Here is a 22,422-nt window from a genome sequence, read left to right as displayed (position 1 = left end):
CGCGCAGACTATATTGGCCAGTGTCAGCTCATCGATCCATCTCGCGGGAGCGTGCACCCATGGCCAAGGAACTTGCCACCCAGCTTGTCGAACAACTCCAGGCTGCCGGCGTGCAGCGGATTTACGGGATTGTTGGCGACAGCCTCAATCCGATCGTCGACGCCGTCCGGAAGACCGGCGGAGCGGCGAAGGGCGGGATCGACTGGATCCACGTCCGGCACGAGGAGGCCGCGGCGTTCGCCGCCGCCGCGGAAGCCCAGCTGACCGGCAAGCTCGCGGTCTGCGCGGGGTCCTGCGGCCCGGGCAACTTGCACCTGATCAACGGCCTGTACGACGCCAACCGCTCCGGCGCCCCGGTGCTCGCCATCGCCTCGCACATCCCGAGCAAACAGATCGGCAGCAGCTTCTTCCAGGAAACCCACCCGGACCGGCTCTTCAACGAGTGCTCGGTCTACTCCGAGCTCGTCAGCACGGCCGAGCAGGCGCCGCGGGTGATGCACAGCGCCATCCAGCACGCCGTCGCGCTCCGCGGCGTCGCCGTCGTGACCCTGCCTGGCGACATTGCCGGGCTGGAGGCGACCGCCGAAACCCCGGCGCCGGCAGCCTTCCGGCCGGCCGCCATGGTGCCGGACCCCGCCAGCGTGCGGGAACTGGCGGACGCCATCAACGACGCCGGTAAGGTCGCCATCTTCGCCGGGGCCGGCGTCGACGGCGCGCACGACGAGGTGATCGCGCTGGCCGAACTCCTCGCCGCGCCGATCGGTCACTCGCTGCGCGGCAAGGACTTCATGCAGTACGACAACCCCTACGACATCGGCATGACCGGGCTGCTCGGCTACGGCGCCGCGGCCGAGGGGATCGAGGACGCGGACCTGCTGATCCTGCTCGGCACCGACTTCCCCTACGACCAGTTCCTGCCCGGGACTCGGACGGCGCAGGTGGACCGGGCCGCGCAGAACCTGGGCCGGCGGACCGACGTCGACGTCGCCGTGCACGGCGACGTGCTTCCGACGCTGACTGCCCTGATGCCGTTGCTGAAGCCGAAGAAAAGCCGCCGCTTCCTCGACGCGATGCTCAAGAAGCACGACCGGCTGATGAACAAGGCCGTCGGGGCGTACACCCGCAGGGTCGAGAAGACCGAGCCGATCCACCCGGAGTACGCGGCCTCGCTGCTGGACCAGGTGGCGGCGGAGGATGCGGTCTTCACGGCGGACACGGGCATGTGCAATGTCTGGACCGCGCGGTATATCAACCCGCTGGGCACCCGGCGGCTGATCGGCTCGTACCTGCACGGCTCCATGGCCAACGCGCTGCCGCACGCCATCGGGGCCCAGCTCGCCTACCCCGGACGCCAGGTGGTTTCGGTCTCCGGCGACGGCGGGCTCTCGATGTTGCTGGGGGAGCTGATCACCGTCGCGGCGCACCGGCTTCCGGTCAACGTGGTGGTCTTCAACAATTCCACCCTGGGCATGGTCAAGCTGGAGATGCTGGTGGACGGGCTGCCCGATTTCGGCGTCGACGTCCCGGACGCCAACTATGCGGAGGTCGCCCGCGCCCTGGGGTTCCACGCCGTCCGCGTCACGGATCCGTCCCGGATCGAGGCCGCCTACCGCGAGGCGTTCGCGCACCCCGGACCCTCGCTCGTGGAGCTGATCACCGATCCCAAGGCACTCTCGATCCCGCCGAAGATCAAGGGCGCACAGATCCTGGGCTTCGCCACGGCGATGTCCAAGGTGGTGCTGAACCGGGGAGCCGGCGAGGCCGTGAGCATGGCCCGAAGCAACCTGCGCAACATCCCGCGGCGCTGACGGGCCGTCGCGCACCCGCGCGGCGCCCGGCCCGCCGCGCGCGGCGCGCCTCCATTTCGACGGTTCCGTGCGGGCTCGACGCTACGACGCATCGAGTGGGCAGGGAACCGTCGAAATGGCCAAGGGCTAGCGCGGGGCGGCCCCCGCTGGTTGACTGGCCGTAGGCGGATCCTCGCCGTTTTACGCGGTGGTACAGGCCTTGGGGGCGCGATGAAAAAGAAGATTCCGGCACGCCTTATTGCTGCCGCGGCCGCCGTGGCGCTGGTCGCCTCGGCCTGTTCGGCCGCGCCGCCGCCGCTGTTGAAGGCCGACGGCGTCGAACGCGTTGCGGCGGACCGCTCCGCCTACCCGGCCGAGCTGGCTCAGCTCCGGGCGTCGGCGCGGAAACTGGGCGCCGCGCTCCTCGCGGACGGCGGGGAGGCCGGAAATGGCAACGTGGTCTCGTCCCCGGGCAGCCTGCTGATTGCCCTGGCCATGCTGCGGACAGGTGCGACCGGGGCAACGGCCGCCGAGATGGACAATGTCCTGGGCCTCCCCGCCCAGCACCGCGACGAAGCCCTGGATGCCCTGCTCGTCTCTCTGGAAGCCTTCGACGGCGATCCCGGTTCGGTGGACGAAAAGAACCCGCCGCGCCGGCCGGTCCTGCACACCGCCAACGGCCTGTTCGTGGACAAAGGCGTGCCCACTGGAGAGGGGTACCTGCGCTCCCTGGCCCGGTACTACGGCACCGGCGTGTACCCGGTTAATTTTCAGGACGAGGACACCACTAAGCCGGCGATCGACGCCTGGGTGAACAAAAACACCGGCGGCCGGATCAAGAAAGCCCCCGCGGGGTACAGCAAATACAACACCTTCAGCGTGCTCAACTCGGTGTACTTCGCGTCTGCCTGGAAGGTGCCCTTCGACCCGGCGGACACCGCAGACCGTCCCTTCACGACGGCGGCCGGCCGGCAGGTATCGGTACCCACCATGTCCGGCGTCCAGGACGTCGCCTACGGCCAGGGCAATGGCTGGCAGGCCGTCGATCTTCCCTATGCCGAGGGCTTCGTGATGCGCCTGGTACTGCCGGATTCGGGAGCTCCCGGCACCGGGGTGCCATACCTTGCCGAGGCTGCGCGGGCCCTTGACGCGGCCGCCCCGTCGCCCACCCAGCTTTCCCTCCCGCAGTGGGACCAGAAGAGCACTTTCGAGTTGCGCGAGGTCTTCGCCAGCCTCGGCCTGCGGGAGACGCTCCAAACCGAGACGGACTTCAACTCGATCCAGCGTGGCCTCAAGATCACGCAGGCCGGCCAGTCCGCCAACATCACCGTGGCGGAAAAGGGCACGATTGCCGCGGCCGTGACCCAAGTCAACGCGGAGGCGGTGAGCGGCGCCGCTTTCACGCACACGATCCGTTTTGACCGGCCGTTCGTCTACGAAATCGTCCACGTCGAAACCGGGCTGCCGCTGTTCGAGGGCCGGGTGTCCGACCCCAGCCAATCATGAGACGCTCGCTCAGATTCTGCCGGTCAATATCGACCGACTCCTCAACCAGTGAGGGAGCGGCTGTTCGGTAGCCGCCGGACCTGAGGGAGCGTCGTCGGCTAGCGCGGGCCGCCCTGCCAGAGTGCGTCGAACGGCGCGCCCGAGGCCACCCGGTTCCGGATCCCCGCAGTGACAAAGTCTTTCGCCGTGCGGGCGGCCTCCAGCGGCGTCGCGCCCTTGGCAAGCTCCGCGGTCACGGCGGCGGCCAGCGAACAGCCGGCGCCGGAAACGGCGACCTCGCCCACCTTCGGGGCGGAGAGGACCTCCAGCGTCTCGCCGTCGTAGTAGACGTCGACGGCGTCGGGCCCGGCCAGGCGCACGCCGCCCTTGGCGAGTACCGCGGCGCCGCTGAGTTCGTGGATGCGGACGGCCGCGGCCTTGAGCGAGTCGACGTCGGTGATCTCCAGCCCGGAGAGCGACTCGGCCTCAAAGTGGTTCGGTGTGACGAAGGTGGCCAGCGGCAGGATCTGTGCCTTGAGCGCCTGGTCGGTGTCCAGGGCGTGGCCCGGCTCCTGGCCCTTGCAGATCAGCACCGGGTCCAGCACCACGTTCCGGAACGCAGAGTCGGCCAGCGCCGACGCCACCGTGGAAATCGTCGCCGGGCTGCCCAGCATGCCGATCTTCACCGTGTCCAGCACGGACGGCGCGCCGGACGCGGCGCCGTACGCCGCCGTCGTCGCCTCCAGCTGGTCGGCGATGACCTGCTGGTCCACCGGGACGAAGCGGTGGTTCCAGTTGTCTTTCGGGTCGAAGGACACGATGCAGGTCAGGTTCGCGATGCCGAAGACGCCGAGTTCCTGGAAGGTCTTCAGGTCCGCCTGCGCGCCGGCGCCGCCGGTGGCCTCGGAGCCGGCGATGGTCAGGGCGACGGCGGGGTAGGCGCTGGCGTCGGAGGTCACGTTGTCCACGGCGTAAGAAGTCATGGACCCATCCTGCCACTCGGGGAAAACGGGCCGCATTGTGCGTATGACCAATATGACCAAAACCCGAGTGTTCTGGATCACGGGGACTATGGTGGCGGACGGTGTTGCTCTCTTGCGACGCCGGATCCAGGAAGGTTCATTGATGAGCACCCAACTGTCCGAAGCGGCCCAGACCCGAAAAGCCGTCGGCAACATCCTCAAAGGCTCGGCCGGCAACCTCGTCGAGTGGTACGACCTCTACGTCTACACAGTCTTCGCGGCTTACTTCCAGTCGCACTTCTTCAACTCCAAGGACGAGCTCCAGGCCGGCCTCGAGGCGATGGCGGTCTTCTCGACGTCGTTCCTGATGCGCCCGATCGGCGCCTGGTTCTTCGGCCGCTACGCGGACCGCAAGGGCCGCAAGGCCGCGCTGACGCTGAGCGTGACGATGATGTCCGCCGGTTCCTTCGCTATTGCGGTGCTCCCCACCCAGCAGCAAATCGGCCTGTGGGCAATGATCCTGCTGGTCCTCATCCGCGTGATCCAGGGTTTCTCGGTGGGCGGCGAGTACGGCACCAGCGCCACCTACATGTCCGAGGCCGCCACCACCAAGCGCCGCGGCTTCTTCTCCAGCTTCCAGTACGTCACGCTGATCGGCGGCCAGATGCTGGCCCTGCTGGTCCTGGTCATCCTGCAGAACGTTATGCCCAAGGGCGACTTGGGCGAGTGGGGCTGGCGGATCCCGTTCGCGATCGGCGGCGTCGCGGCCCTCGTGGTGCTCTGGCTCCGGCGTTCCATGGAGGAGACCGTCTCGGCCGAACAGATCGAGGCCGCAAAGGCCCCCGCGGTGGCCGGTCAGGCGCAGCCGGGCACCATGAAGCTGCTGTTCACCAGCTACTGGAAGCCGCTGATGATCTGCATCGGCATCACGCTCGGCGGCACGGTGGCGTTCTACACGTACACGAACTTCATCCTGAAGTTCATGAATGACACCTCGGGCATCGCCAAGACCGACACCTCGGTGATCAACTTCTGGGCGCTGTTCATCTTTATGCTGCTCCAGCCGGTCTACGGCATCATCTCGGACAAGGTGGGCCGCAAGCCGCTCCTGCTCTGGTTCGGCATCACCGGCGTCCTGTTCACCTGGCCGCTGCTTTCCGCCCTGGCCGGCACCAAGGATCCGCTCACGGCGTTCCTGCTGATGATGGGCGGCCTGCTGATCGTGGGCGGCTACACGTCCATCAACGCCCTGGTGAAGGCCGAGCTGTTCCCCGCGTCCATCCGCGCCCTCGGCGTCGGGCTGGGCTACGCGATCGCCAACTCGCTCTTCGGCGGCACCGTCCCGCTGATCGGCGCGGCGCTGCAGAAGGCCGGCCAGGAAGAACTGTTCTTCACCTACGTCACGGTGGCCATCGCCATCTCGCTGCTGGTCTACATCTTCGCGCTGAAGAACAAGAAGTCCACGCACCTGGACCACGAACAGGGCCACGCCTGGGAGCCCGCGGATGCCCGCGAGGACGACGGCAAGGATCTCGTGGACGCCTCGCGCCGTTAGGGTTCCGAACGCTACCCTGGCGCCGTTTCGACGGTTCCCTGCCGCTTCGATGCTACGCAGCGTCTTGTCCGCAGGGAACCGTCGAAACGGCGCACCGCCGTCGTCGTCGTTAACGCCGGGGTTGCGGCGGGCAGGTGCGAGAATGGAGGCGGGTCCGGGCCCCGTGCCGCAGGAACCCCCAGTGCTAATACAGCCGGCCGACCCGCCCGTTCACGCGAACCGGGCCGCCGAGCGAACCACTACGAATGGAACGCCCATGACTTCCGCCAAGACCTTTCCGGCTGCCGCCCCGCCGAAGTTCGCCTCGATCGGTTCCCCATACTTCGGCATCATGCTGGCCGTCATGGCCGTGGTGCTGATCCTGTCCAACATCGGCGCCTCCAAGGGCGTGGCGATCGGCCCGATCATCACCGACGGCGGGTTCTTCCTCTTCCCGCTGGCCTACATCCTGGGCGATGTCATCAGCGAGGTCTACGGCTTCAAGGTGGCGCGCAAGGCGATCATCACCAGCTTCGCACTGTCAGCTTTCGCGTCCCTCTGCTACTGGGTCATCATCGCGCTGCCCGGCTTCGATGACGAGTATGGGGCCGCCAAGCAGTCCGCGCTGGAAGGCGCCCTGGGCCCGGTCCCGCAGATCGTGCTCGCCTCCCTGCTGGCCTTTTTCGCCGGCCAGACGATCAATTCCTGGATCCTGGTAAGGATGAAGGCCCGGACCGGGGAGAAGTCCCTGTGGGCCCGCATCATGGGGTCCTCCGTGGCCGGCGAGTTCGTGGACACGCTGATCTTCTGCAGCATCGCTGCCTCCGTGATTGGAATTACCGACGCAGCGATGTTCGTGAACTACGTCCTCGTTGGATTCCTCTACAAGACTTTCGTGGAGTTCGCCTTCGTGCCGCTGACCACGCTCGCCATTGGCTGGGTGAAGAAGCGCGAACCCAGCTACGGGACTGTCTAGCTCCGCCCGCAACATCCGCCGTTTCGACGGTCGCGAGCCCACTCGACGCTGAGAAGCGTCTAGCCGGCAGCGGACCGTCGAAACGGCGCGGAATCAGCCCCGGGCGCCGCGGTTCAGCGCCCGCAGGACCCGGTATTTGAACTCCACCTCGTTGAACAGGTGCTTCCACTCGATTCGGAGGAACGTCCAGCCCTGCTCCGTCAGCGCCTTCTCGCGCTGCCGCTCCGCGAATAGGACCTCTCCGGTGGGCCGGTAGTCGAAGTACTTGCTCTTGCCGTCGAACTCGAGGGCAACCTTGCGCTCGGGCCAGGCTAGGTCCAGCCGGTATTCCCCGAGCGGCGTCAGAACGCTGTACTGCAGCTCGGGCGGCGCAATCCCGAGCCGGTGCAGCAGTTCCCTCGTCAGGCTCTCTCCGGCTGATTCGGAGCGAGGATCGGCCAACTCGAGGGCCCGGCGCAGCGCCAACACTCCGTTACGCCCGGCTAGGGCACCACACTGGGCGCGGATCATGCCGAGATCCGCCCCCAGGCGGGCCGCACGATCGATCAGGATCACAGCCTGCGGCACGGTGAACATCAGGCAGCAATCCACGACCGTGCGTTCCAGGGACGTGCACGGCAATCCGTCCACGAAGCACATCTCGCGGCTTGTCACCCGCCTGGTGTGGGCGACGACGTCGCGCCCGTGCGAAATCCCCGAGGGGCAGCCGTTCTGCGTCAGGTGCACGCGGTCATCGACCCTCCACAGCTGGAGTTCATGGAGGCTGGCACCTGAGATGTGGCTGTACACGAAGCCTCCCGCCGACGTCGTCAGCGTTCCGAGCGCATGCGCCGAAATCAGCTGCCGACGTCGGGCCGGGGCATCGAGGCCCCGCCACCACTCGCCGCGGGCGTGGCAGCCACGGCGCAGCCGGACGAGGGTTCCGTCCCGGACGTGCCTGGCAATGGCCCGGGAATTTCGTCCGGATGCCAAAAGCTGGTCCGTGCGCCAGAGGGTCCCGTCATCGGGAAGTTTGGTGGGCATGGGACCAGCTTTGACCAACCGCCCGGCTCGCTCCAGAGCGCCGTGGGGTTATGTGGACAATGCCGTTTCGACGGTTCCTGCGGTAAGGCTGCTTGGTTACATCGAGCACGCAGGGAACCATCGAAACGGCCAGGACCATCGAAACGGCGAAGGCCGGGCGGTCCGTCAGGCCTTGAGCGTCCCGTCGAGGAGCTCGCGAAGCTCGCGGAAATGCCGTTCGGTGGCCTCCGGGTGGAACGCAGAGGTGTCCGCCATCGAATAGCCGTGGGGTGCCCCCGCGTAGACCTCGTTGGCAGCCTTCAGGCCCGCCGCGTCCAGGGCCGCACCGAGACGGGCAACGGCGTCGGTATCCATGCTCCGATCATGATCGGCGTGGCCGAAGACGAACCGGGCACGGGCGTTGCCGAGTCCCAGGTGGGGGCTGTCGGGCTCGTCGGTCGCCAGGCCGCCGCCGTGGAAGCCGCCGCAGGCAGCCACAGCGTCCGGGTGTGCGGTGGCGGTGCGGACAGCAAGCCGGGCGCCCATGCAGTAGCCGGTGACGCCGACCGGGCCGGGGGCGACGCCGTCCAGACCGCCCAAGGCCGCCAGCCACGCGTCGATGTCCGGCAGGGCTTTGTCCGTGGTGAGGCGGCCGACCCGCGGGAAGGCGGCCGCGCCTGCCGCCTCCCGGCCTTCCGGCGTGGTCATGTCCAGGTCCGGGGCCAGCTCGGCAACCGTTCCTTCGCGGTAGAAGACGTTCGGAGCCAGGACGACGTAGCCCCAGTCGGCGATGCGCTGCGCCATGTCCTGGATGCGGGGGCGCAGGCCGAAGGCGTCCATGTACAGGATGACGCCCGGGAACGGGCCCTCACCGGTGGAGGGGCGGGCCACCAGGGCCTCGGCTGTGCCGTCTGCGGCGGGAATCTCGATAAACATCCGGCCAGCCTATCCGACGCCATTTAGACGGTTCCCTGCGCGTTCGACGTTTACCCGCGTCGAACGCGCGGGGAACCGTCGAAGCGGCCGAAGGAGAGACGGGGGCGCGGCCGGAGCGGGAGCCTAGGAGTAATACCGGCCCAGGGTCTCGGCCTTGAATTCGAAGAAGGTCCCGGCCTCGATGGCGAGGCGGGCGTCGTCGACCATTTTCACCACGAAGCGCTCGTTGTGGATCGAGATCAGGGTGGCCGAGACCATCTCCTTGGCCTTGAACAGGTGATGGATATAGGCCCGCGAGTAGTTCAGGCAGGCGTAGCAGTCGCAGCCTTCCTGCAGCGGACCAAAATCGCGTTTGTACATGGCGCCGGAGAGGTTGTACCGGCCGGTGGGGTGGTAGAACGCCGAGTTCCGGGCCACCCGGGTGGGGGAGACGCAGTCGAAGGTGTCCGCGCCGTTTTCGATCGCGGTGAAAATGTCGTCCGGCTCGGAGATGCCCAGCAGGTGCCGCGGCTTGTTCTCCGGCAGTTCCTCGTTGCACCAGCGCACGATCGTGCCCAGGTTTTCCTTCTCCAGCGCCCCGCCGATGCCGAAGCCGTCGAAGTTCATGGCGCCGAGGTCCCGGCAGGCCTTGCGGCGCAGGTCCTCGTACTGGGCGCCCTGGATCACGCCGAACAGCGCCTGGTAGGGTTTCCCGGCACGCTCGGAGGTGAGCCGGAAGTGCTCGGTGATGCAGCGTTCGGCCCAGCGGCGGGTGCGCTCCAGGGACTCCTCTTGGTAGCCGCGGGAGTTCTGCAGCGTGGTCAGCTCGTCGAAGGCGAACATGATGTCCGCGCCGATCTGGTGCTGGACGTTCATCGAGATCTCGGGGCTGAACCGGTGCCGGTCGCCGTTGAGGTGGCTCTTGAACCAGACGCCCTCCTCGTCCACGTGGGCCAGGCGTTCCTTGCCGGGCGCGACGGCGTCGTCCGGGCCGGAGTGGTCCACCGACTTCATGTCGATGACCTTCTTGAACCCGGACCCCAGGCTCATCACCTGGAAGCCGCCCGAGTCCGTGAACGTGGGTCCGCGCCAGTTCATGAAGGCGCCTAGCCCGCCGGCCTCGTCCAGGATGTCCGCGCCGGGCTGCAGGTACAGGTGGTAGGCGTTGGCCAGCACGGCCTGCGCGCCGAGATCGGCGACGGCCTCGGGCAGCACGGACTTCACCGTGGCCTTGGTTCCGACGGCGATGAACGCCGGCGTCTGGATCTCCCCGTGCGGGGTGGCGATGGTGCCGGTGCGGCCCAGGAATTCCCCGCCGTTCGCCGCCACCTGCGCGCCCGACGGCGCGCACGTTTCGCTCAAGCGCTTGCCCACCCGGAAGGAAAACTCGGATTGCCGGGCAGGCAGCGGGGCGGAGGGGGCGGGTTCAGGATTCGCTGGCACCGTTCAAGTGTGCCAGCTAACACCGCGGAACCCTTAGTGCAGCGGGTCCGATGTGGGGTAGTTCTCAGCGCGCCAGTTGTCCCAGTAGTTGCGGATGGCCTCCAGCTGGTGGGCGCCGAGCTCGTAGGTGGAGACGATCACCAGGGAGCCGCCGTCGGGCCGGACCTCGGGGATGGCGGGCTGGTCCGCCACGATGACGAGGCCGTCGCCGTGTTCGGCGTACCCGTGCACGGTCAGGCCCACCTGGTGGTTGCTCCGGAACCAGACCTTCCCGGCAATCTCCTCCCCGGTGGCCAGGGTCAGCGAGTACGGCTCGCCCGGCGCGGGCACATCGGCCAGGCCCAGCTTGTCGATCGCGGAGCCACCCGTCCCGGGCACCGAGAAGAAGAACGTCCGCCGTTTGCCGTGCGGGTGGCGCTCGAGGGCGAAACGGAGCTGGTGCAAAGAGGTCAGCCAGCCCTGGGTGATGTCCTCGTCCCAGGCCGCCCACTCCGAATTGTGGTCGATCGCCGCGCGCGTCACGCTGACCTCCGTGCCGGCGGGGACCGGTTTGAGGGTGAAGATGTCGCCGCCGTCGACGACGAGCGACGTGTGGTCCGCGCTCTCGACCACGTTGGGGCTGAAGTAGATCGCGTTGATCTCGGCGGCCTGGTCGTCGGCCTCCCAGCCGTGCCACTGGGCCACCTTCGCGGGTTCGCGCAGCATCGTCCAGACCTGCGGCGCGTCAGAGTTGATCACCACGCTGAGATTGTTCGTCATGGGGCTGAATTTACCCCGCCCGGCCCTGACCGGGTAGGGCCAAACGCCCACCGATCGGCGTCCCGGGCGGGCCGCGTTCCGCCGGTGCGCTCAGCCGCGGACGGACTCGAGTTCGTTGCTGATCCGGCGTTCTATTTCCGGGCCTCCGATGGTCTGCGAGCCGCCGTGCGCGCGCAGGAAGAGGAGCGCCTCGAGCCGCAGCAGCCGCCACTCCCGCTCCGCATCCGGGTTGGAGTTGTCGATGGCGCGGAAGATTTCCTTGTCGTACAGGTTTGGCTCGTTGAGTGAGCGCTGGCGCACCTTGGCGTTTATCCGCGACTTAAACGGGTCCGTCTCCATGGCGTCCGGCGCCCGCAGGAACTTCTCATAGACGGCCGCGCGTTCGTCTTCCCCGCGCTGGCGGCAAATGTAGCTGGCCAGCGCCAGAGACGCTTCCACCGACGCCCAGCGGCCCGGGTTCCCGTCGAAGGGCAACACGTTGAGCAGGTCCGCGACGGCGAGGGCGTTGTCGGCGTCCTTGAGCACGACGAACAGTTCATGCGCCAGATCGCTGAGGTCCTTGAGGCAGCTGCCGGACTTGGTGTTGATGCCCTTGGTGAGCCGGTCGCTAAGCAACAACACGCCCAGCGCATCGGGGTGCGCCTCGGCCGCGGCCTCCACTACGGACTCCGGAGTTCCCTCCGCGATCGGGATCAAGGCCAGGTCCGCCTCGCTCGGTCCACTGACGGCCGGCGGAACCACCGGCGGCGGCGGGACGGCGACGGCGGACGGCGACGTCGGGCTGCCGTCCTCCGCGGGACGGGGCGGGACCACCTGCAGTTCCGGGCCGGCGTCGTCCGGGGAGGGAGCGGCGGGTTCGCCGGAAGCGGTCTCCGGAGCATCGTCGTCCTGGCGGCCGGCGTCGTCCACAGGGGACAGCTCCGCGGCCTCGGTCGGGGCGTCCCGGACCCGGACCACGGAGCCGGCGGCGATCCGCAGCACTCCGCCCCCGGTGAGGGTGGCGCGGACGATGGCGGGGGAACCGAAATCGTCGTTGTCGACGTCCACACGCTGGATTTCGGCGGTGCGCGTGGCGTCGGGCAGGAGCAGCAGATCCCCGGTCTGCAGAGATCCCGCCTGCCGTTCGCTGTAGTTCAGTGAGGCTGTGGGGTGGGTCATCTGGAGTCCTTAACTTCTCTTTCGGTCCGCTCAACAGTCTACAAAGACCGGCGCGCGAAGTCGGGGACGCCGGGGCGGCCCGGTCGTCCCGGGGGAGGTCCAGCTGCTCCGGGCGGACTCCCTAGTGGCCGACGCCCGCGAACGCAAGTGCCTGGCGGATCAGGGCGCCGCGGCCGCCGCTGAACTCCAGCTGCACGTCCGAGCTCATCACTTCCTCCGGGGTCATCCAGGTCAGTTCCAGGGCGTCCTGCCGCGGAGAGCATTCGCCGGTGACGGGGATGATGTAGGCCAGGGCGACGGCGTGCTGCCGGTCGTCGGTGAAGCCGGTGTGGGACGGGGATGGGAAGTATTCGGCCACCGTGAAGGGGACCGGGCTGATCGGCAGCTGCGGGAAGGCGAGCGGGCCAAGGTCCTTTTCCATGTGGCGCAACAGGGCCGCCCGGATGGTCTCGCGGTACAGCACCCGGCCGGAAACCAGGGACCGGATCATGGTGCCGTCCTCGTCGGCCTGCAGCAGGGTGCCGACCTCGTTCACGAACCCGAGCGGGTCAAGCCGGACCGGAACGGCCTCGACGTAGACCATGGGAAGCCGGCCGCGGGCCTCGAAGAGGTCCTCGTCGGAAAGCCAGCCGGGATTGGGGTCGGGGGTGCGAACGTTCATGGTTAAGTTCTACCCCATCCGCGTTCCCCCGGCGCCGGTCCTAGGCCTCTTCGGGGGCCGCGGCGATCCACAGGGCGTGGGGGTGGGCGGCACTGCCGTCCGCATCGGGGTTGCCCACGTGCAGCAGCGGCAGGGCGGCCTCCTCGACCGCCGCAACGTCATGCCCCGCCTCGGCGAGCCGCTCGCGCAGAGCGTCGAGGTCGCCGTCGTATTCGAAGGCCAGCCCGGCGCTCCCGGCGCCCGCAGCGGCGCCGACCATCAGGACGCCGCCGTTTTTCGCCGTGAACGCCTCCGTTTCGACGATGTCGGGGTCGGCGTAGCCGACACCGGGTGCGCCCGGCACCGGGCGGGGGCGGGCGCCGATGTCGCGCAGGGTCTGGGTCGCGGCCCGCGGATCCTGCGCGAACCAGACGCCGACGACGGCGAGACCCGGCTCCGCCTCCGCAGACGTGGACCAGGTGCCGTCGGACGCGCGCACGGCGGGATCTGCCAGGAAGCTGAACCCATCCGGCGAAGAGACCCGGCACGAGGAACCGTGGTCGGCGTCGATGAGCTCCGCCGTGGTGCCGCCGGCGGCACCGGTCGCGGCACCGGCTTCGTTGGTCCGGCGGGCAAATTCCGCCAGGTCGCCGACCTCGACGCCGAAGGAGGTGGTGCCGTCCTCCGCGGACCCCGCCTCGGCGAAGTGCAGTGCCAGGCGTCCCGCGCCGGCGTCGAACTCCCGCCAGGTGGGCTCGTCGGCGGTCTTGACCATGCCCAGGTCGGTCAGCAGCCGCTCCCACTGATCGAGCCGGGAGGTGAAATGGATGGGGCGGACACGCAGCATTGGTATCTCCCTGATGGTTCGGGGCCGGGAGCACAATGGTGCCATGGCTGCTGAGCTAAGGGAACTGCTGGTGAAAGACGCCGCCGAGTGGCGCGCGTGGCTGGAACAGCACCACGCGGAGAGCCCCGGGGTGTGGCTGGTGCTGCACAAGAAGGGCGGCTCGGTTACCGAACTGGACTACGAGGCCGCCCTGCAGGAGGCGCTGTGCTTTGGCTGGATCGACGGGCAGGGCAGGCGCCGGGATGCCGAGACGTCCTTCCAGCGGATGACCCGGCGTGGGCCGAAAAGCGTCTGGTCCGCGCGGAACGTGGAGCGCGTCGGGCGCCTCGAGGCGGCCGGCCGGATGGCGCCCGCCGGGCGCGCCGCCGTCGACAGCGCCAAGGCCGACGGACGCTGGGAGGCGGCCTATGCGGGCCAGGCCGCAGCCGAGGTGCCGGAGGACCTTGCCGCGGCGATCGCGGCGGACCCCCGGGCGCAGGCGATGTTTGAGGTCCTGACGTCGGTGAACCGGTTCGCGCTGATCTACCGGACCAACTCGGTCAAGCAGGCCGCCACCCGGGAGCGGAAGATCGCCGGCTTCGTGGACATGCTCGCACGCTTTGAAACGCCGTACCCGCAAAGCCGGCGGCCGAATCCCGGACCTTCAGCGACTTCCCGGTAACCGTCCGGGAGCCCGACAGCCTGGGGTGGGAAAATAGCCCAATGCCTACCACCCAAAGCGGGCCCTCGCGCGGCGCCGCCCCCACCCAGCGTTCGCAGCGCACGCTGTTCTTTGCCGCCGCAGGCCTGTTGGTGGCCGGCGAGGCCGTGTTCTGGCTCATGCTGGCCGCAGTCCAGACGGACTCGGGGCTCGCGTTGCTCGACGGCGGAGTCCATGACGCCCTGGTGGAGGACCGGTCGCCCCTCGCCACAGGAATCCTGGCTGCCGTCAGCACGGTCACCTCGCCAAGCTGGATGACGGTCATCGGGGGCCTGCTCGCGCTCGGCTGGGCGGTCTGGAAGCGCGAAATCTGGCGGCCGGCGTTGCTCCTCGGAGCCATGGCGGCCGCCTTCGGCGTGTCCACCCTGATCAAACACGAGGTCGCGCGCGGCAGGCCCTCGGCTACGGACTTCCTTATGGGCCCCGACGATGCCCTGTCCTTCCCCTCCGGGCACACCTTTGGTACCGGGGTCTTCCTGCTGGTGCTGGTGTACCTGCTGCTGGGCAGCGCCGGCGCCCGCACGGCGCGGCGTTCGACGGCGGTGCTGGCCTTCTCGGGGGCCGCCCTCGGCACGTTGCTGGTCGCGTTCAGCCGGCTCTACCTCGGCTACCACTGGCTGACGGACGTGGTCGCCTCGCTGGGCCTGGCGGTGGCCGTCACCGGCGTCGTGGTCCTGGTCGATGGCCTGCGCGGCGCCCGGACGGCGGACCCCCGGATGGCGGACCCGGACCAGGCGCCGGCCGCGCCGGCACTTCCGGCCTACCCGGCACTTCAGGCCGAGCCGGGTCTGCCGGCCCGGGCGGAGCAGAGGCCCTAGAACGCTACGCCGAGCGCCTGGGCGAGCACCACCGCGGAGGCTGAGGACCACGCCTGCGGGTGGCAGGAGGCCGGATACGGCACCGCGCGCCCCGACTCGGCCGCGGTGACGCCGGCGAAGAGCTCCGGGAGCCGGTGCCCGAACGACCCCGCGGCGCTCAGCAGGCCCTCGGCCAGCACCCGTGCCTCGGCGGTGAATCCCTCGCTGAGCAGGCCCCTGATCGCGATGGCGGTGTCGTGGCTCCAGACCGAGCCGCAGTGGTAGCTGAAGGGCCAGAATCCCGCCGCGCGCCGGGACAGGGTGTGCAGGCCGTAGCCGGAGAACAGCTCCGGGCTGAGCAGCCGGTCCGCCACGAGCCGCGCCTCCGCGGCGTCCAGGATCCCGGTGCCCAGCAGATGGCCCATGTTGGAGCCCGGGATGTCCAGCGGTTCGCCGTGGCCGTCGAGCGCCATGGCGGGGAACCGGCCGCCGTCGTCCTGAACCCAAAAGCGCTCGCGGAAGTTGTGTTTCAGCGCCTCGGCGAAGTCGCGCAGCTCCTGGGCCCCGGGTTCGCCGTACGAGTCGAACAGTTCTGCCGTCCCCACGGCTGCCTGGTAGGCGTAGCCCTGCACCTCGGAGAGTGCGATCGGGCCGTCGGCCTGGCGGCCGTCGCGGAACTGCATGGCGTCCCGGGAGTCCTTCCAGCCCTGGTTGCTCAGCCCGTGGCCGGAGGTGTCCTGGTAGCTGAGGAACCCGCCGTTGCCGGAGTCTGCACCGGCCATCCCGGCGGCCAGCAGCCACTGCGCGGCGCGGGCGGCGTTCGGCAGCAGGGCGCGGACCGCGGCGTCGTCGGTGCCGGCGCGGCCCAGCTCGCCGAGCAGGCACAGCCACAACGGGGTGGAGTCCACGGCGCCGAAGTACACCGGCGGCAGCCGCAGGGCCTGGCTTTCCAGCACCAGTTCCTTGGCCCGCAGTTCGTGCAGGATCTTGCCCGGCTCCTCGGCCGCTGCAGGGTCCGTTTTGGTGCCCTGGTAAGCGGCAAGGGCGCGCAGGGTCCCGGCGGCAAGGGCGGCGTCGAACGGCAGCAGCAGCCGGGCCGCCCAGAGCGAGTCCCGGCCGAACAGGGTGAAGTACCAGGGCGCCCCGGCGGCGAGGAACGGCGCCTCAGGGGCTTTCCGGGTGGCCAGCCGGAGCCCGTCGAGCTCGTCGAGGGCATTGTCCAGGAGCAGGCCGAGGTCCCCCTCCGGCTCGGTCCGGACCCGGCGGGCGGGCGGCGGCGCGGCCACCACGATGTCCTCGGTGTCGGCCAGCACGGCCTGCCACTCGGCTTCCAGCGGCCTGCCGCGGCCGGCGGTCCCGCGCCAGATCAGCCGTTCGCCGCGGGCCACCCTGCCGGGCGCGGAAACGGTCAGGGTCTTGCCGCCCTCGCTCCAGCGCAGCGAGGAATCATCCGCCGCCGCGGGCTGCAAGGGTTCGCGGTAGCGGCCGAGCCGGATGGCCGCCATGTCGGTGAAGTCCGCAGCCAGCCGCACCTCAACCTCCGCGTCCAGGGCCTCCAGCGAGGTGCTCAGCCGCAGCGAGACGCGGACAGCGCCGGGCGTGACGGTCCAGGTCTGCACAAGTTCGACGGCGGGATCCTCGGTGGGGCCCTCGATGCCGCGCACGAGTCCGCGGACGCGGAGCACCCCGCCGGGGGAGGCCTCGACCGTGGCCGGTTCCGGGGCGAAGCCGTTGACGGTCACCTCGGCCCGACACAGCATCCGGGTGTCGCCATGCAAGAGCCCGGTGAACCAGTCGCCGGCGCCTGTGGCGGTGGCTGTACCTGCGGCGCTCTCGCCGGATGCATCGCCGGCCAGCCGGCCGTCGGCGTCGAGCCACAACTGGGTGGGGGCGGCCACGGAACAGTGCTGACGGTGGAGTGCTGGCTGAACAGTCATGCGCCCCAGCCTATGCCGGAAGGCCGGGGCGGACCTAGGCCCGCCCGCGGTGCCGCCCGCCTGCAGGTCCGCCCGTCTGCAGGTCCGCCCGTCTGCGGGCACGCCGCCCGGCCGGCGGGGCTCAGTCCTGCGTGGTGTCCTCCATCGGGAAGGCCACGGCCTCACCCACCACCCTCAGGCACAGTTCGGTGCCGGGCCGGGCGATCGACGCGTTCCAGTGCCGGATGGTGATGATCTCGCCGCCGCCGGGGTAGCGGTGGTCGGCAACGGCGCCCTCGGCCAGGACCGGAGGAACGGCCAGCTTGAGCCGTACCGTGGTCTCCGGGCCGAAGTAGTCCGTGTCCACCACGGTGCCGCGGATGGGGCCGTCCTCCGCGATCCGGATCTGCTCGGGCCGGAGCATGAGCTGCACCCGTCCCTGTGCCGGCGGCCGGCGGACCGGAATGCCGCCCAGCGAGCAGGTGGCCAGGGAACCCTCCATCCAGGCGTCGAGGATCACGGCGTCGCCCAGGAACTCCGCGGTGGCCCGGTCCGCCGGGCGGGTGTAGACCACAAACGGGTTGCCGATCTGGGCGAGCTTGCCGCCGCGCATCACGGCGACCTGGTCCGCGAAGGAGAGCGCCTCGGCCTGGTCGTGGGTGACCAGGATGGTGGTCACGCCGGCGTCGTGGAGCACCTTGCCGACGGCGCGGCGGGTGGCGACGCGCAGCCCGGCGTCGAGCGCGGAGAACGGTTCGTCCAGCAGCATCAGTTCGGGCTCGCGGGCCAGGGCGCGGGCCAGCGCGACGCGCTGCTGCTGACCGCCGGAGAGCTGGTGCGGCCGCCGCTTGGCCATGGCCGGGTCCAGGGCGACCATCTCGAGCAGCTCCGCGACGCGGGCCTTGACTCCGCGGTGGCCGCCGGGGAGCTTGCCGGCGTCCAGTCCGAAGGAGATGTTCTGGCCCACGGTCAGGTGCGGGAAGAGGGCGCCGTCCTGGGCCACGTAGCCGACGTGCCGCTTGTGCGCGGGCACCCAGAGGCCGTCGCCGGCTACCTTGCGGCCATCGAGTGAGATGCTGCCGGTGTCGGGGTGCTCAAAGCCGGCAATCAACCGCAGCAAGGTGGTCTTGCCCGAGCCGGAGGGGCCCACGATCGCCGTCGTGCCGCCCTTCGCGACGGAAAGGTTGACGCCCTTGAGGACGGCCTGGGAACCGAAGTTCTTGGTGACGGCCTCGACTTCCAGGTGGCTGTTGGTGCTGGGCGCCACGGAGGGTGCGATCCGGGGTTCCGGAAGTCGGGAGGGGTTTTGTTCGGTCACTGTCCCGCTGCTTTCTTGGACTGCTGGAAAAGAAGGTAGGTCATCGGCGCCGAGATCAGGATCATCAGCAGGGCGTAGGGGGCGGCCCCGGCGTAGTCGATTTCGCTGCTCTTGCTCCAGAACTCGGTGGCCAGGGTGCGCGTCCCGTTGGGGGAGAGCAGCAGGGTGGCCGTCAGTTCGTTCACGATCCCAAGGAACACCAGGGCAGCGCCGCCGGCCGCGGCCGGAGCCGTGAGCCGCAGGGTAACCCGGAGGAAAGCCAGCAGCGGAGGCTTGCCGAGGGCCTGGGCCGCTTCGTCGAGCTCCTTGGGGGCCTGCGAAAGCCCGGAGCGGATGTTCACCAGCGCCCGGGGCACGAACAGCAGGACGTAGGCGGAGATCAGCAGTGCCGTGGTCTGGTAGAGGTCCGGTGCCAGCCGGATGCTCACGGTGACGAAGGCCAGGCCGACGACGATCCCGGGCATGGAGCTGGTGACGTAGTTGGAGAGCTCCAGGGCCTTGCTGAACCAGCCGGGATGCCGCACGGCGAGGTACGCCATCGGGAACGCGACCACGGTGGTGGCCAGGGCGCCGGCCAGGCCGTAGCCGAGGGTCTGCAGCAGCGCGGGCAGGAACTCATCGGCGGCCCAGATGTCCGGCCCGCCGGCGAAGATCCAGCGCAGCACGAACGTCAGCGGAAGCCCGAAAGCCAGCGCGGTCAGGGCCAGCAGGGACAGCTGCGCGGGCAGCTGGTAGGCGTGCAGCGGCAGGCGCAGTGCGCGGGCCTGGGCGCCGGAGCCCACCCGGGCGTAGCGGGCGGTGCCGCGGCTGCGGACCTCCACGAGGAGCAGGATCAGGCAGAGGAACACCAGCACGCTGGCCAGCATGTTCCCGGCCGTCCCGTTGAAGGTGGACTGGTACTGGACCATGATCGCGGTGGTGAAGGTGTCGAAACGGATCATCGCGAAGGCGCCGTACTCGGCCAGCAGGTGCAGTGAGACCAGCAGCGCGCCGCCGGTCATCGCGATCCGCAGCTGCGGCAGCACCACACGGAAGAAGGCGCGCCACGCCCCAAGGCCCAGGGAGGCGGCGGACTGCTCGATGGCGGGGTCCAGGCGGCTGAGCGTCGCGGCGGCGGGGATGTAGACCAGCGGGAAGTAGGACAGGGTGGCGATCAGCACGCCGGACCAGAGCCCGCCCATCGATGGCACGGCAGAGACCCAGGCGTAGCTGTTGACGAAGGCCGGAACCGCGAGCGGCGCCGCGAGCAGCACGGCCCACCACTTGTGTCCCTTGAGGTTGGTGCGTTCCACCAGCCACGCGCCGCCCACGCCCAGGATCAGGCAGAGCGGCACGGTGATCAGCGTGAGCAGCACGGTGTTGAGCAGGAGCTCGCCTACCCGGGCGCGGAAGATCAGGCCGACGGCTGTGTCCCAGCCGGTGGAGACTGTCATGACCGCCACGTAGCCGAGCGGGATCAGCGAAAACAGGGCGATCAGGACCGCCAGGATGGCCACCACGGAAACGCCGAAAGGCGGGCGGGGGCGTTTGCCCCTGCCCGCCGTCGGCGTGCTTCCGGTGGTTCCGGGAGCCGTTAGCGTTTTTGTCACTGCTTAGAGCAGGCCTGCCTTGGTCATCAGGTCGGTGACCTTGGCGGAGTTCAGCTTGGCCGGATCGACCTTGGGTGCCTGCAGTTCCTTGAGCGGAACCAGTTTGTCGTTGGACGGGACGTCCGAGCCGACGGCGTACTCAAAGGACGTGCCCTTTTGCAGCACTTCCTGGCCCTTCTTGCCGGTGATGAACTTCAGGAAGGCCTGGGCGGCCGCCGCATTCTTCGAGGACTTGAGCACGCCGCCGCCGGAGACGGACACGAACGCGCCGGGGTCCTGGTTCTTGAAGTAGTGCGGCGTGACGTTCTTGGAGTTCTCGCCGGTCTTGGCCTGGTCGCCGTAGTAGTAGTAGTGGTAGATCAGGGCGGCGTCCACCTCGCCGGCGTTGACGGCCTTCATGGCAGTGCTGTTGCCCTTGTACGCCTTGTAGTTCTCCTTCATGCCCTTGAGCCATTCCTCAGTGGCGGCCTCGCCCTTGAGTTCGAGCAGGGCGGAGACGATCGCCTGGAAGTCGGCGCCGGACGGCGATGCCGCCCACTTGCCCTTCCACTCGGGCTTGGCCAGGTCCAGCATGGACTTGGGCAGCTTGTCCTGGCTCAGCTTGGCCTTGTCATAGACCAGCACGGTGGAGCGGGCGGCGATGCCGGTCCACTTGTTCGTCGAGGGCCGGAACTCGGCCGGAACCTGGTCGACGGTGGCCTTGTCCACGTCCGCGAACAGCCCGGCGTTTTCCACCTGGGCCATGGCGGGGGAGTTCTCGGTGAGGAACACATCGGCGCGGGAGGCCGCGCCTTCCTGGATGATCTGGTTGGACATTTCGGTGTCGTCGCCCTGGCGCAGGGTGACCTTGATGCCCGTTTCCGCGGTGAAGGCGTCAACCCATTCCTTGGTCAGGGATTCGTGCTGGGCGTTGTAGACCGTAATCTCGCCGGCCGGCTTGCCGTCGGCTCCGGTGGTGCTGCCGGAGGTCGATGCGCCGGAGCCACAGGCTGCGAGGCTGAGGGCGGCGGTGGCGGCGAGGGCGATGCCTGCCAGCGCATTATTGCGGATCTTCATGAGGCTACTTTCTGCAAGGAAAAGGTCGTAGGTGCCTAACCTCCGTGAGCGGGAAGTTAGGGCATGCTCACTACGAAAAACTGTAGGTTAGCCAAACCTAAGCAACCAAGCCGAGAGCGCCTTAAGTGAGGAGGATCACACCAATTACGAAACTATTGCGTGACCTAATTCCCTGTGGAGGCTTCCTGGGCCGCTGTGGCGCTCGGCGCGGCGTCGCCCGCGTGGGTGGCGCCGGCCTCTGGGGTGGCAACGGCCGGAGCGCCAGCGTCTTCGGCCGCGGACTCTCCGCCGGACTCCTCGGCGGAGGGCTTCCCGACGGCGGGCAGCCTCCCGGCGATCGACGCCGCTGCCTCCATGACCATCCAGGCCTGCAGCTGCGTGGACAGTTCGACGGCGGACCCCGCCGGGTAGCTCCGGCGCGCCGGCAGCTCGGGGCGGGCCGAGAAGACCAGCCGTGCCCCGTTGCGTGCCAGCGGCTCCTGCGCCGCCACCAGGCGGCGGCCCTCCCAGAACGCCTCCGCGGTATCCGTCACCAGCAGGGCCGCCTCGGCCCGGGTCTCGGCGGACAGCCGTTCATCGACGGCCGCCAGGGCCAGGTAGCGGATGAGGACACCGGTGAAGAGGCCGCCGTCGCCGGTTCCCTCGGACCGGAGCACCGTGGCCTTGCGCCCCAGCAGCGGGGCCTGGACCGTGAGGCTGCGCCCCACCGCCGCGACCAGCGCAGCCGCCCGTTCCAGGTTCGCCTCACCGCCCAGCTCCAGCAGCGCACCCAGGACCGGGCCCTGGTTGTAGGTGTAGATGGCGCTTTCCAGCACCAGCTCTCCGCCGGGGGCGATCCGGAGGCCGTCCCGGTACATGCCCTGTTCCGGGTCGTAGAGCTTGGCGTCGAGCCAGTCGAGCAGGGCCTGTGCCTTGGCCGACTGACCGGTCCGGGCGTAGTACAAGGCGATCGGGGCCGTGGCCGGGGTGTTTTTGAAGTCGCGCTTCTTGCTCCAGAACGTGCCCCCGCCCAGGTCGTCGGTCGAGGCCGAGTCGAACTGGAGGGTGAGGCTCTTGAGGACCTTGGCGTTGCGGCGCCTGCCGGAGGTCTTGCGGGTGTCTTCGGCGAGCTTCTCCAGCCGCAGGGTGGCGAGGGCCAGCCAAGCCATGTCGTCGTAGTAGCTGTTGACGACGGTCAGGAAATTGCGCAGCCGGATGCCGGTGACCAGCCGGGAAGCCAGCTTGCCGGCGCTGGGCAGGTTGTCGCCGTCGAACTTGGCCGGGGTGTGGCCCTCGACGCCGAGTTCGCGGCGGCCGGTGTCCACGAGGCAGTCCACATAGTGTGCCTGCCACCAGTAGTGCCACGGCCGGGCCAGGTTCTTGAGCCTGCCGGAGGGGCGGGAAATCGCGGCGATGTGGGTGCCGGGCAGGAAGAAGAGGCGCTGCCCGAACAGCCGGGTCACCGAACGCGCGGCCTCATCGGCGCGGAAAGACCAATTCGGGGCGGGGGAATGGGCAGGTGCTGCGGTCATGGTTCAAGCCTAGTGGCGGCGGCGGCT

General features: G+C 69.2%; 19 protein-coding genes. 6 read left to right on the top strand and 13 right to left on the bottom strand.

The genetic code is table 11. The annotated features are described in order from the left end of the window. The first annotated feature begins 59 nt into the window (after nucleotides 1-59). On the top strand, nucleotides 60-1,808 hold the full coding sequence (locus AC1DBL_RS08760) for a pyruvate dehydrogenase (protein ID WP_476892862.1): 1,749 nt from the start codon (nucleotides 60-62) through the stop codon (nucleotides 1,806-1,808). Nucleotides 1,809-2,018: 210 nt separating this feature from the next. After that, nucleotides 2,019-3,293, top strand: coding sequence for a serpin family protein (locus tag AC1DBL_RS08755; protein WP_476925949.1), 1,275 nt, complete (start codon nucleotides 2,019-2,021; stop codon nucleotides 3,291-3,293). 98 nt (nucleotides 3,294-3,391) lie between these two features. Here the strand turns inward: AC1DBL_RS08755 and AC1DBL_RS08750 are convergent, their stop codons facing one another. Further along, nucleotides 3,392-4,255 (bottom strand): hydroxymethylpyrimidine/phosphomethylpyrimidine kinase, encoded by an 864-nt coding sequence (locus AC1DBL_RS08750; protein WP_476925948.1) that lies wholly within the window; start codon nucleotides 4,253-4,255, stop codon nucleotides 3,392-3,394. 142 nt (nucleotides 4,256-4,397) lie between these two features. Between AC1DBL_RS08750 and AC1DBL_RS08745 the strand changes: the two genes are divergently transcribed. Next, complete coding sequence (locus AC1DBL_RS08745) at nucleotides 4,398-5,789, top strand: MFS transporter (RefSeq protein ID WP_476917671.1); 1,392 nt, start codon at nucleotides 4,398-4,400, stop codon at nucleotides 5,787-5,789. A 256-nt stretch (nucleotides 5,790-6,045) separates the two neighbouring features. Beyond that, complete coding sequence (locus AC1DBL_RS08740; protein WP_441418954.1) at nucleotides 6,046-6,744, top strand: queuosine precursor transporter; 699 nt, start codon at nucleotides 6,046-6,048, stop codon at nucleotides 6,742-6,744. Between the two features lie 93 nt (nucleotides 6,745-6,837). Here the strand turns inward: AC1DBL_RS08740 and AC1DBL_RS08735 are convergent, their stop codons facing one another. From AC1DBL_RS08735 to AC1DBL_RS08705, 7 genes are all read right to left on the bottom strand, one after another. Then, nucleotides 6,838-7,767 (bottom strand): type IV toxin-antitoxin system AbiEi family antitoxin domain-containing protein, encoded by a 930-nt coding sequence (locus tag AC1DBL_RS08735; protein ID WP_476925947.1) that lies wholly within the window; start codon nucleotides 7,765-7,767, stop codon nucleotides 6,838-6,840. Nucleotides 7,768-7,932: 165 nt separating this feature from the next. Further along, the gene (locus tag AC1DBL_RS08730; RefSeq protein ID WP_441418956.1) at nucleotides 7,933-8,682 is read right to left on the bottom strand and encodes a dienelactone hydrolase family protein; all 750 of its coding nucleotides are present in this window, start codon (nucleotides 8,680-8,682) and stop codon (nucleotides 7,933-7,935) included. A gap of 123 nt (nucleotides 8,683-8,805) precedes the next feature. Next, the gene (gene tgt, locus AC1DBL_RS08725; RefSeq protein ID WP_441418957.1) at nucleotides 8,806-10,104 is read right to left on the bottom strand and encodes a tRNA guanosine(34) transglycosylase Tgt; all 1,299 of its coding nucleotides are present in this window, start codon (nucleotides 10,102-10,104) and stop codon (nucleotides 8,806-8,808) included. A gap of 33 nt (nucleotides 10,105-10,137) precedes the next feature. Further along, on the bottom strand, nucleotides 10,138-10,863 hold the full coding sequence (locus tag AC1DBL_RS08720) for an SRPBCC family protein (protein WP_476925946.1): 726 nt from the start codon (nucleotides 10,861-10,863) through the stop codon (nucleotides 10,138-10,140). A 90-nt stretch (nucleotides 10,864-10,953) separates the two neighbouring features. Further along, nucleotides 10,954-12,021 carry a DUF6707 family protein gene (locus AC1DBL_RS08715; protein ID WP_441418959.1) on the bottom strand — a complete coding sequence of 356 codons (1,068 nt, stop codon included), beginning with the start codon at nucleotides 12,019-12,021 and terminating at the stop codon, nucleotides 10,954-10,956. 121 nt (nucleotides 12,022-12,142) lie between these two features. Continuing rightward, nucleotides 12,143-12,682 carry an NUDIX hydrolase family protein gene (locus AC1DBL_RS08710; protein ID WP_175322253.1) on the bottom strand — a complete coding sequence of 180 codons (540 nt, stop codon included), beginning with the start codon at nucleotides 12,680-12,682 and terminating at the stop codon, nucleotides 12,143-12,145. A 40-nt stretch (nucleotides 12,683-12,722) separates the two neighbouring features. Beyond that, nucleotides 12,723-13,508 carry a VOC family protein gene (locus AC1DBL_RS08705; RefSeq protein ID WP_476925945.1) on the bottom strand — a complete coding sequence of 262 codons (786 nt, stop codon included), beginning with the start codon at nucleotides 13,506-13,508 and terminating at the stop codon, nucleotides 12,723-12,725. 43 nt (nucleotides 13,509-13,551) lie between these two features. On the opposite strand from AC1DBL_RS08705, the gene AC1DBL_RS08700 reads away from it, so the two are divergent. Together AC1DBL_RS08700 and AC1DBL_RS08695 are read left to right on the top strand one after the other, a co-directional pair. After that, on the top strand, nucleotides 13,552-14,169 hold the full coding sequence (locus tag AC1DBL_RS08700) for a YdeI/OmpD-associated family protein (protein ID WP_476925944.1): 618 nt from the start codon (nucleotides 13,552-13,554) through the stop codon (nucleotides 14,167-14,169). 41 nt (nucleotides 14,170-14,210) lie between these two features. After that, on the top strand, nucleotides 14,211-15,026 hold the full coding sequence (locus AC1DBL_RS08695; RefSeq protein ID WP_441418962.1) for a phosphatase PAP2 family protein: 816 nt from the start codon (nucleotides 14,211-14,213) through the stop codon (nucleotides 15,024-15,026). Here the strand turns inward: AC1DBL_RS08695 and AC1DBL_RS08690 are convergent. The 5 genes from AC1DBL_RS08690 to AC1DBL_RS08670 form a co-directional block, all read right to left on the bottom strand. Next, entirely contained in the window at nucleotides 15,023-16,942 is a 1,920-nt protein-coding gene (locus AC1DBL_RS08690; protein WP_476925943.1) for a glycogen debranching N-terminal domain-containing protein, read from the bottom strand. The genes AC1DBL_RS08695 and AC1DBL_RS08690 overlap by 4 nt on opposite strands. A gap of 121 nt (nucleotides 16,943-17,063) precedes the next feature. Further along, nucleotides 17,064-18,239, bottom strand: coding sequence for an ABC transporter ATP-binding protein (locus AC1DBL_RS08685; protein ID WP_441418964.1), 1,176 nt, complete (start codon nucleotides 18,237-18,239; stop codon nucleotides 17,064-17,066). Beyond that, nucleotides 18,236-19,828, bottom strand: a complete 1,593-nt coding sequence (locus tag AC1DBL_RS08680; RefSeq protein ID WP_476917675.1) for an ABC transporter permease — start codon at nucleotides 19,826-19,828, stop codon at nucleotides 18,236-18,238. The genes AC1DBL_RS08685 and AC1DBL_RS08680 overlap by 4 nt, the downstream gene beginning before the upstream one ends. Before the next feature lie 3 nt (nucleotides 19,829-19,831). Further along, nucleotides 19,832-20,884, bottom strand: coding sequence for an iron ABC transporter substrate-binding protein (locus tag AC1DBL_RS08675; protein WP_441418966.1), 1,053 nt, complete (start codon nucleotides 20,882-20,884; stop codon nucleotides 19,832-19,834). A 164-nt stretch (nucleotides 20,885-21,048) separates the two neighbouring features. Next, entirely contained in the window at nucleotides 21,049-22,395 is a 1,347-nt protein-coding gene (locus tag AC1DBL_RS08670) for a glycoside hydrolase family 76 protein (RefSeq protein ID WP_476917676.1), read from the bottom strand. Nucleotides 22,396-22,422: the final 27 nt, after the last annotated feature.

It is taken from the genome of Arthrobacter sp. 10T44 (assembly GCF_056393885.1).
Note: the sequence above shows the minus strand (reverse complement) of the source record. Positions and strands in the feature narration are given on the sequence as shown.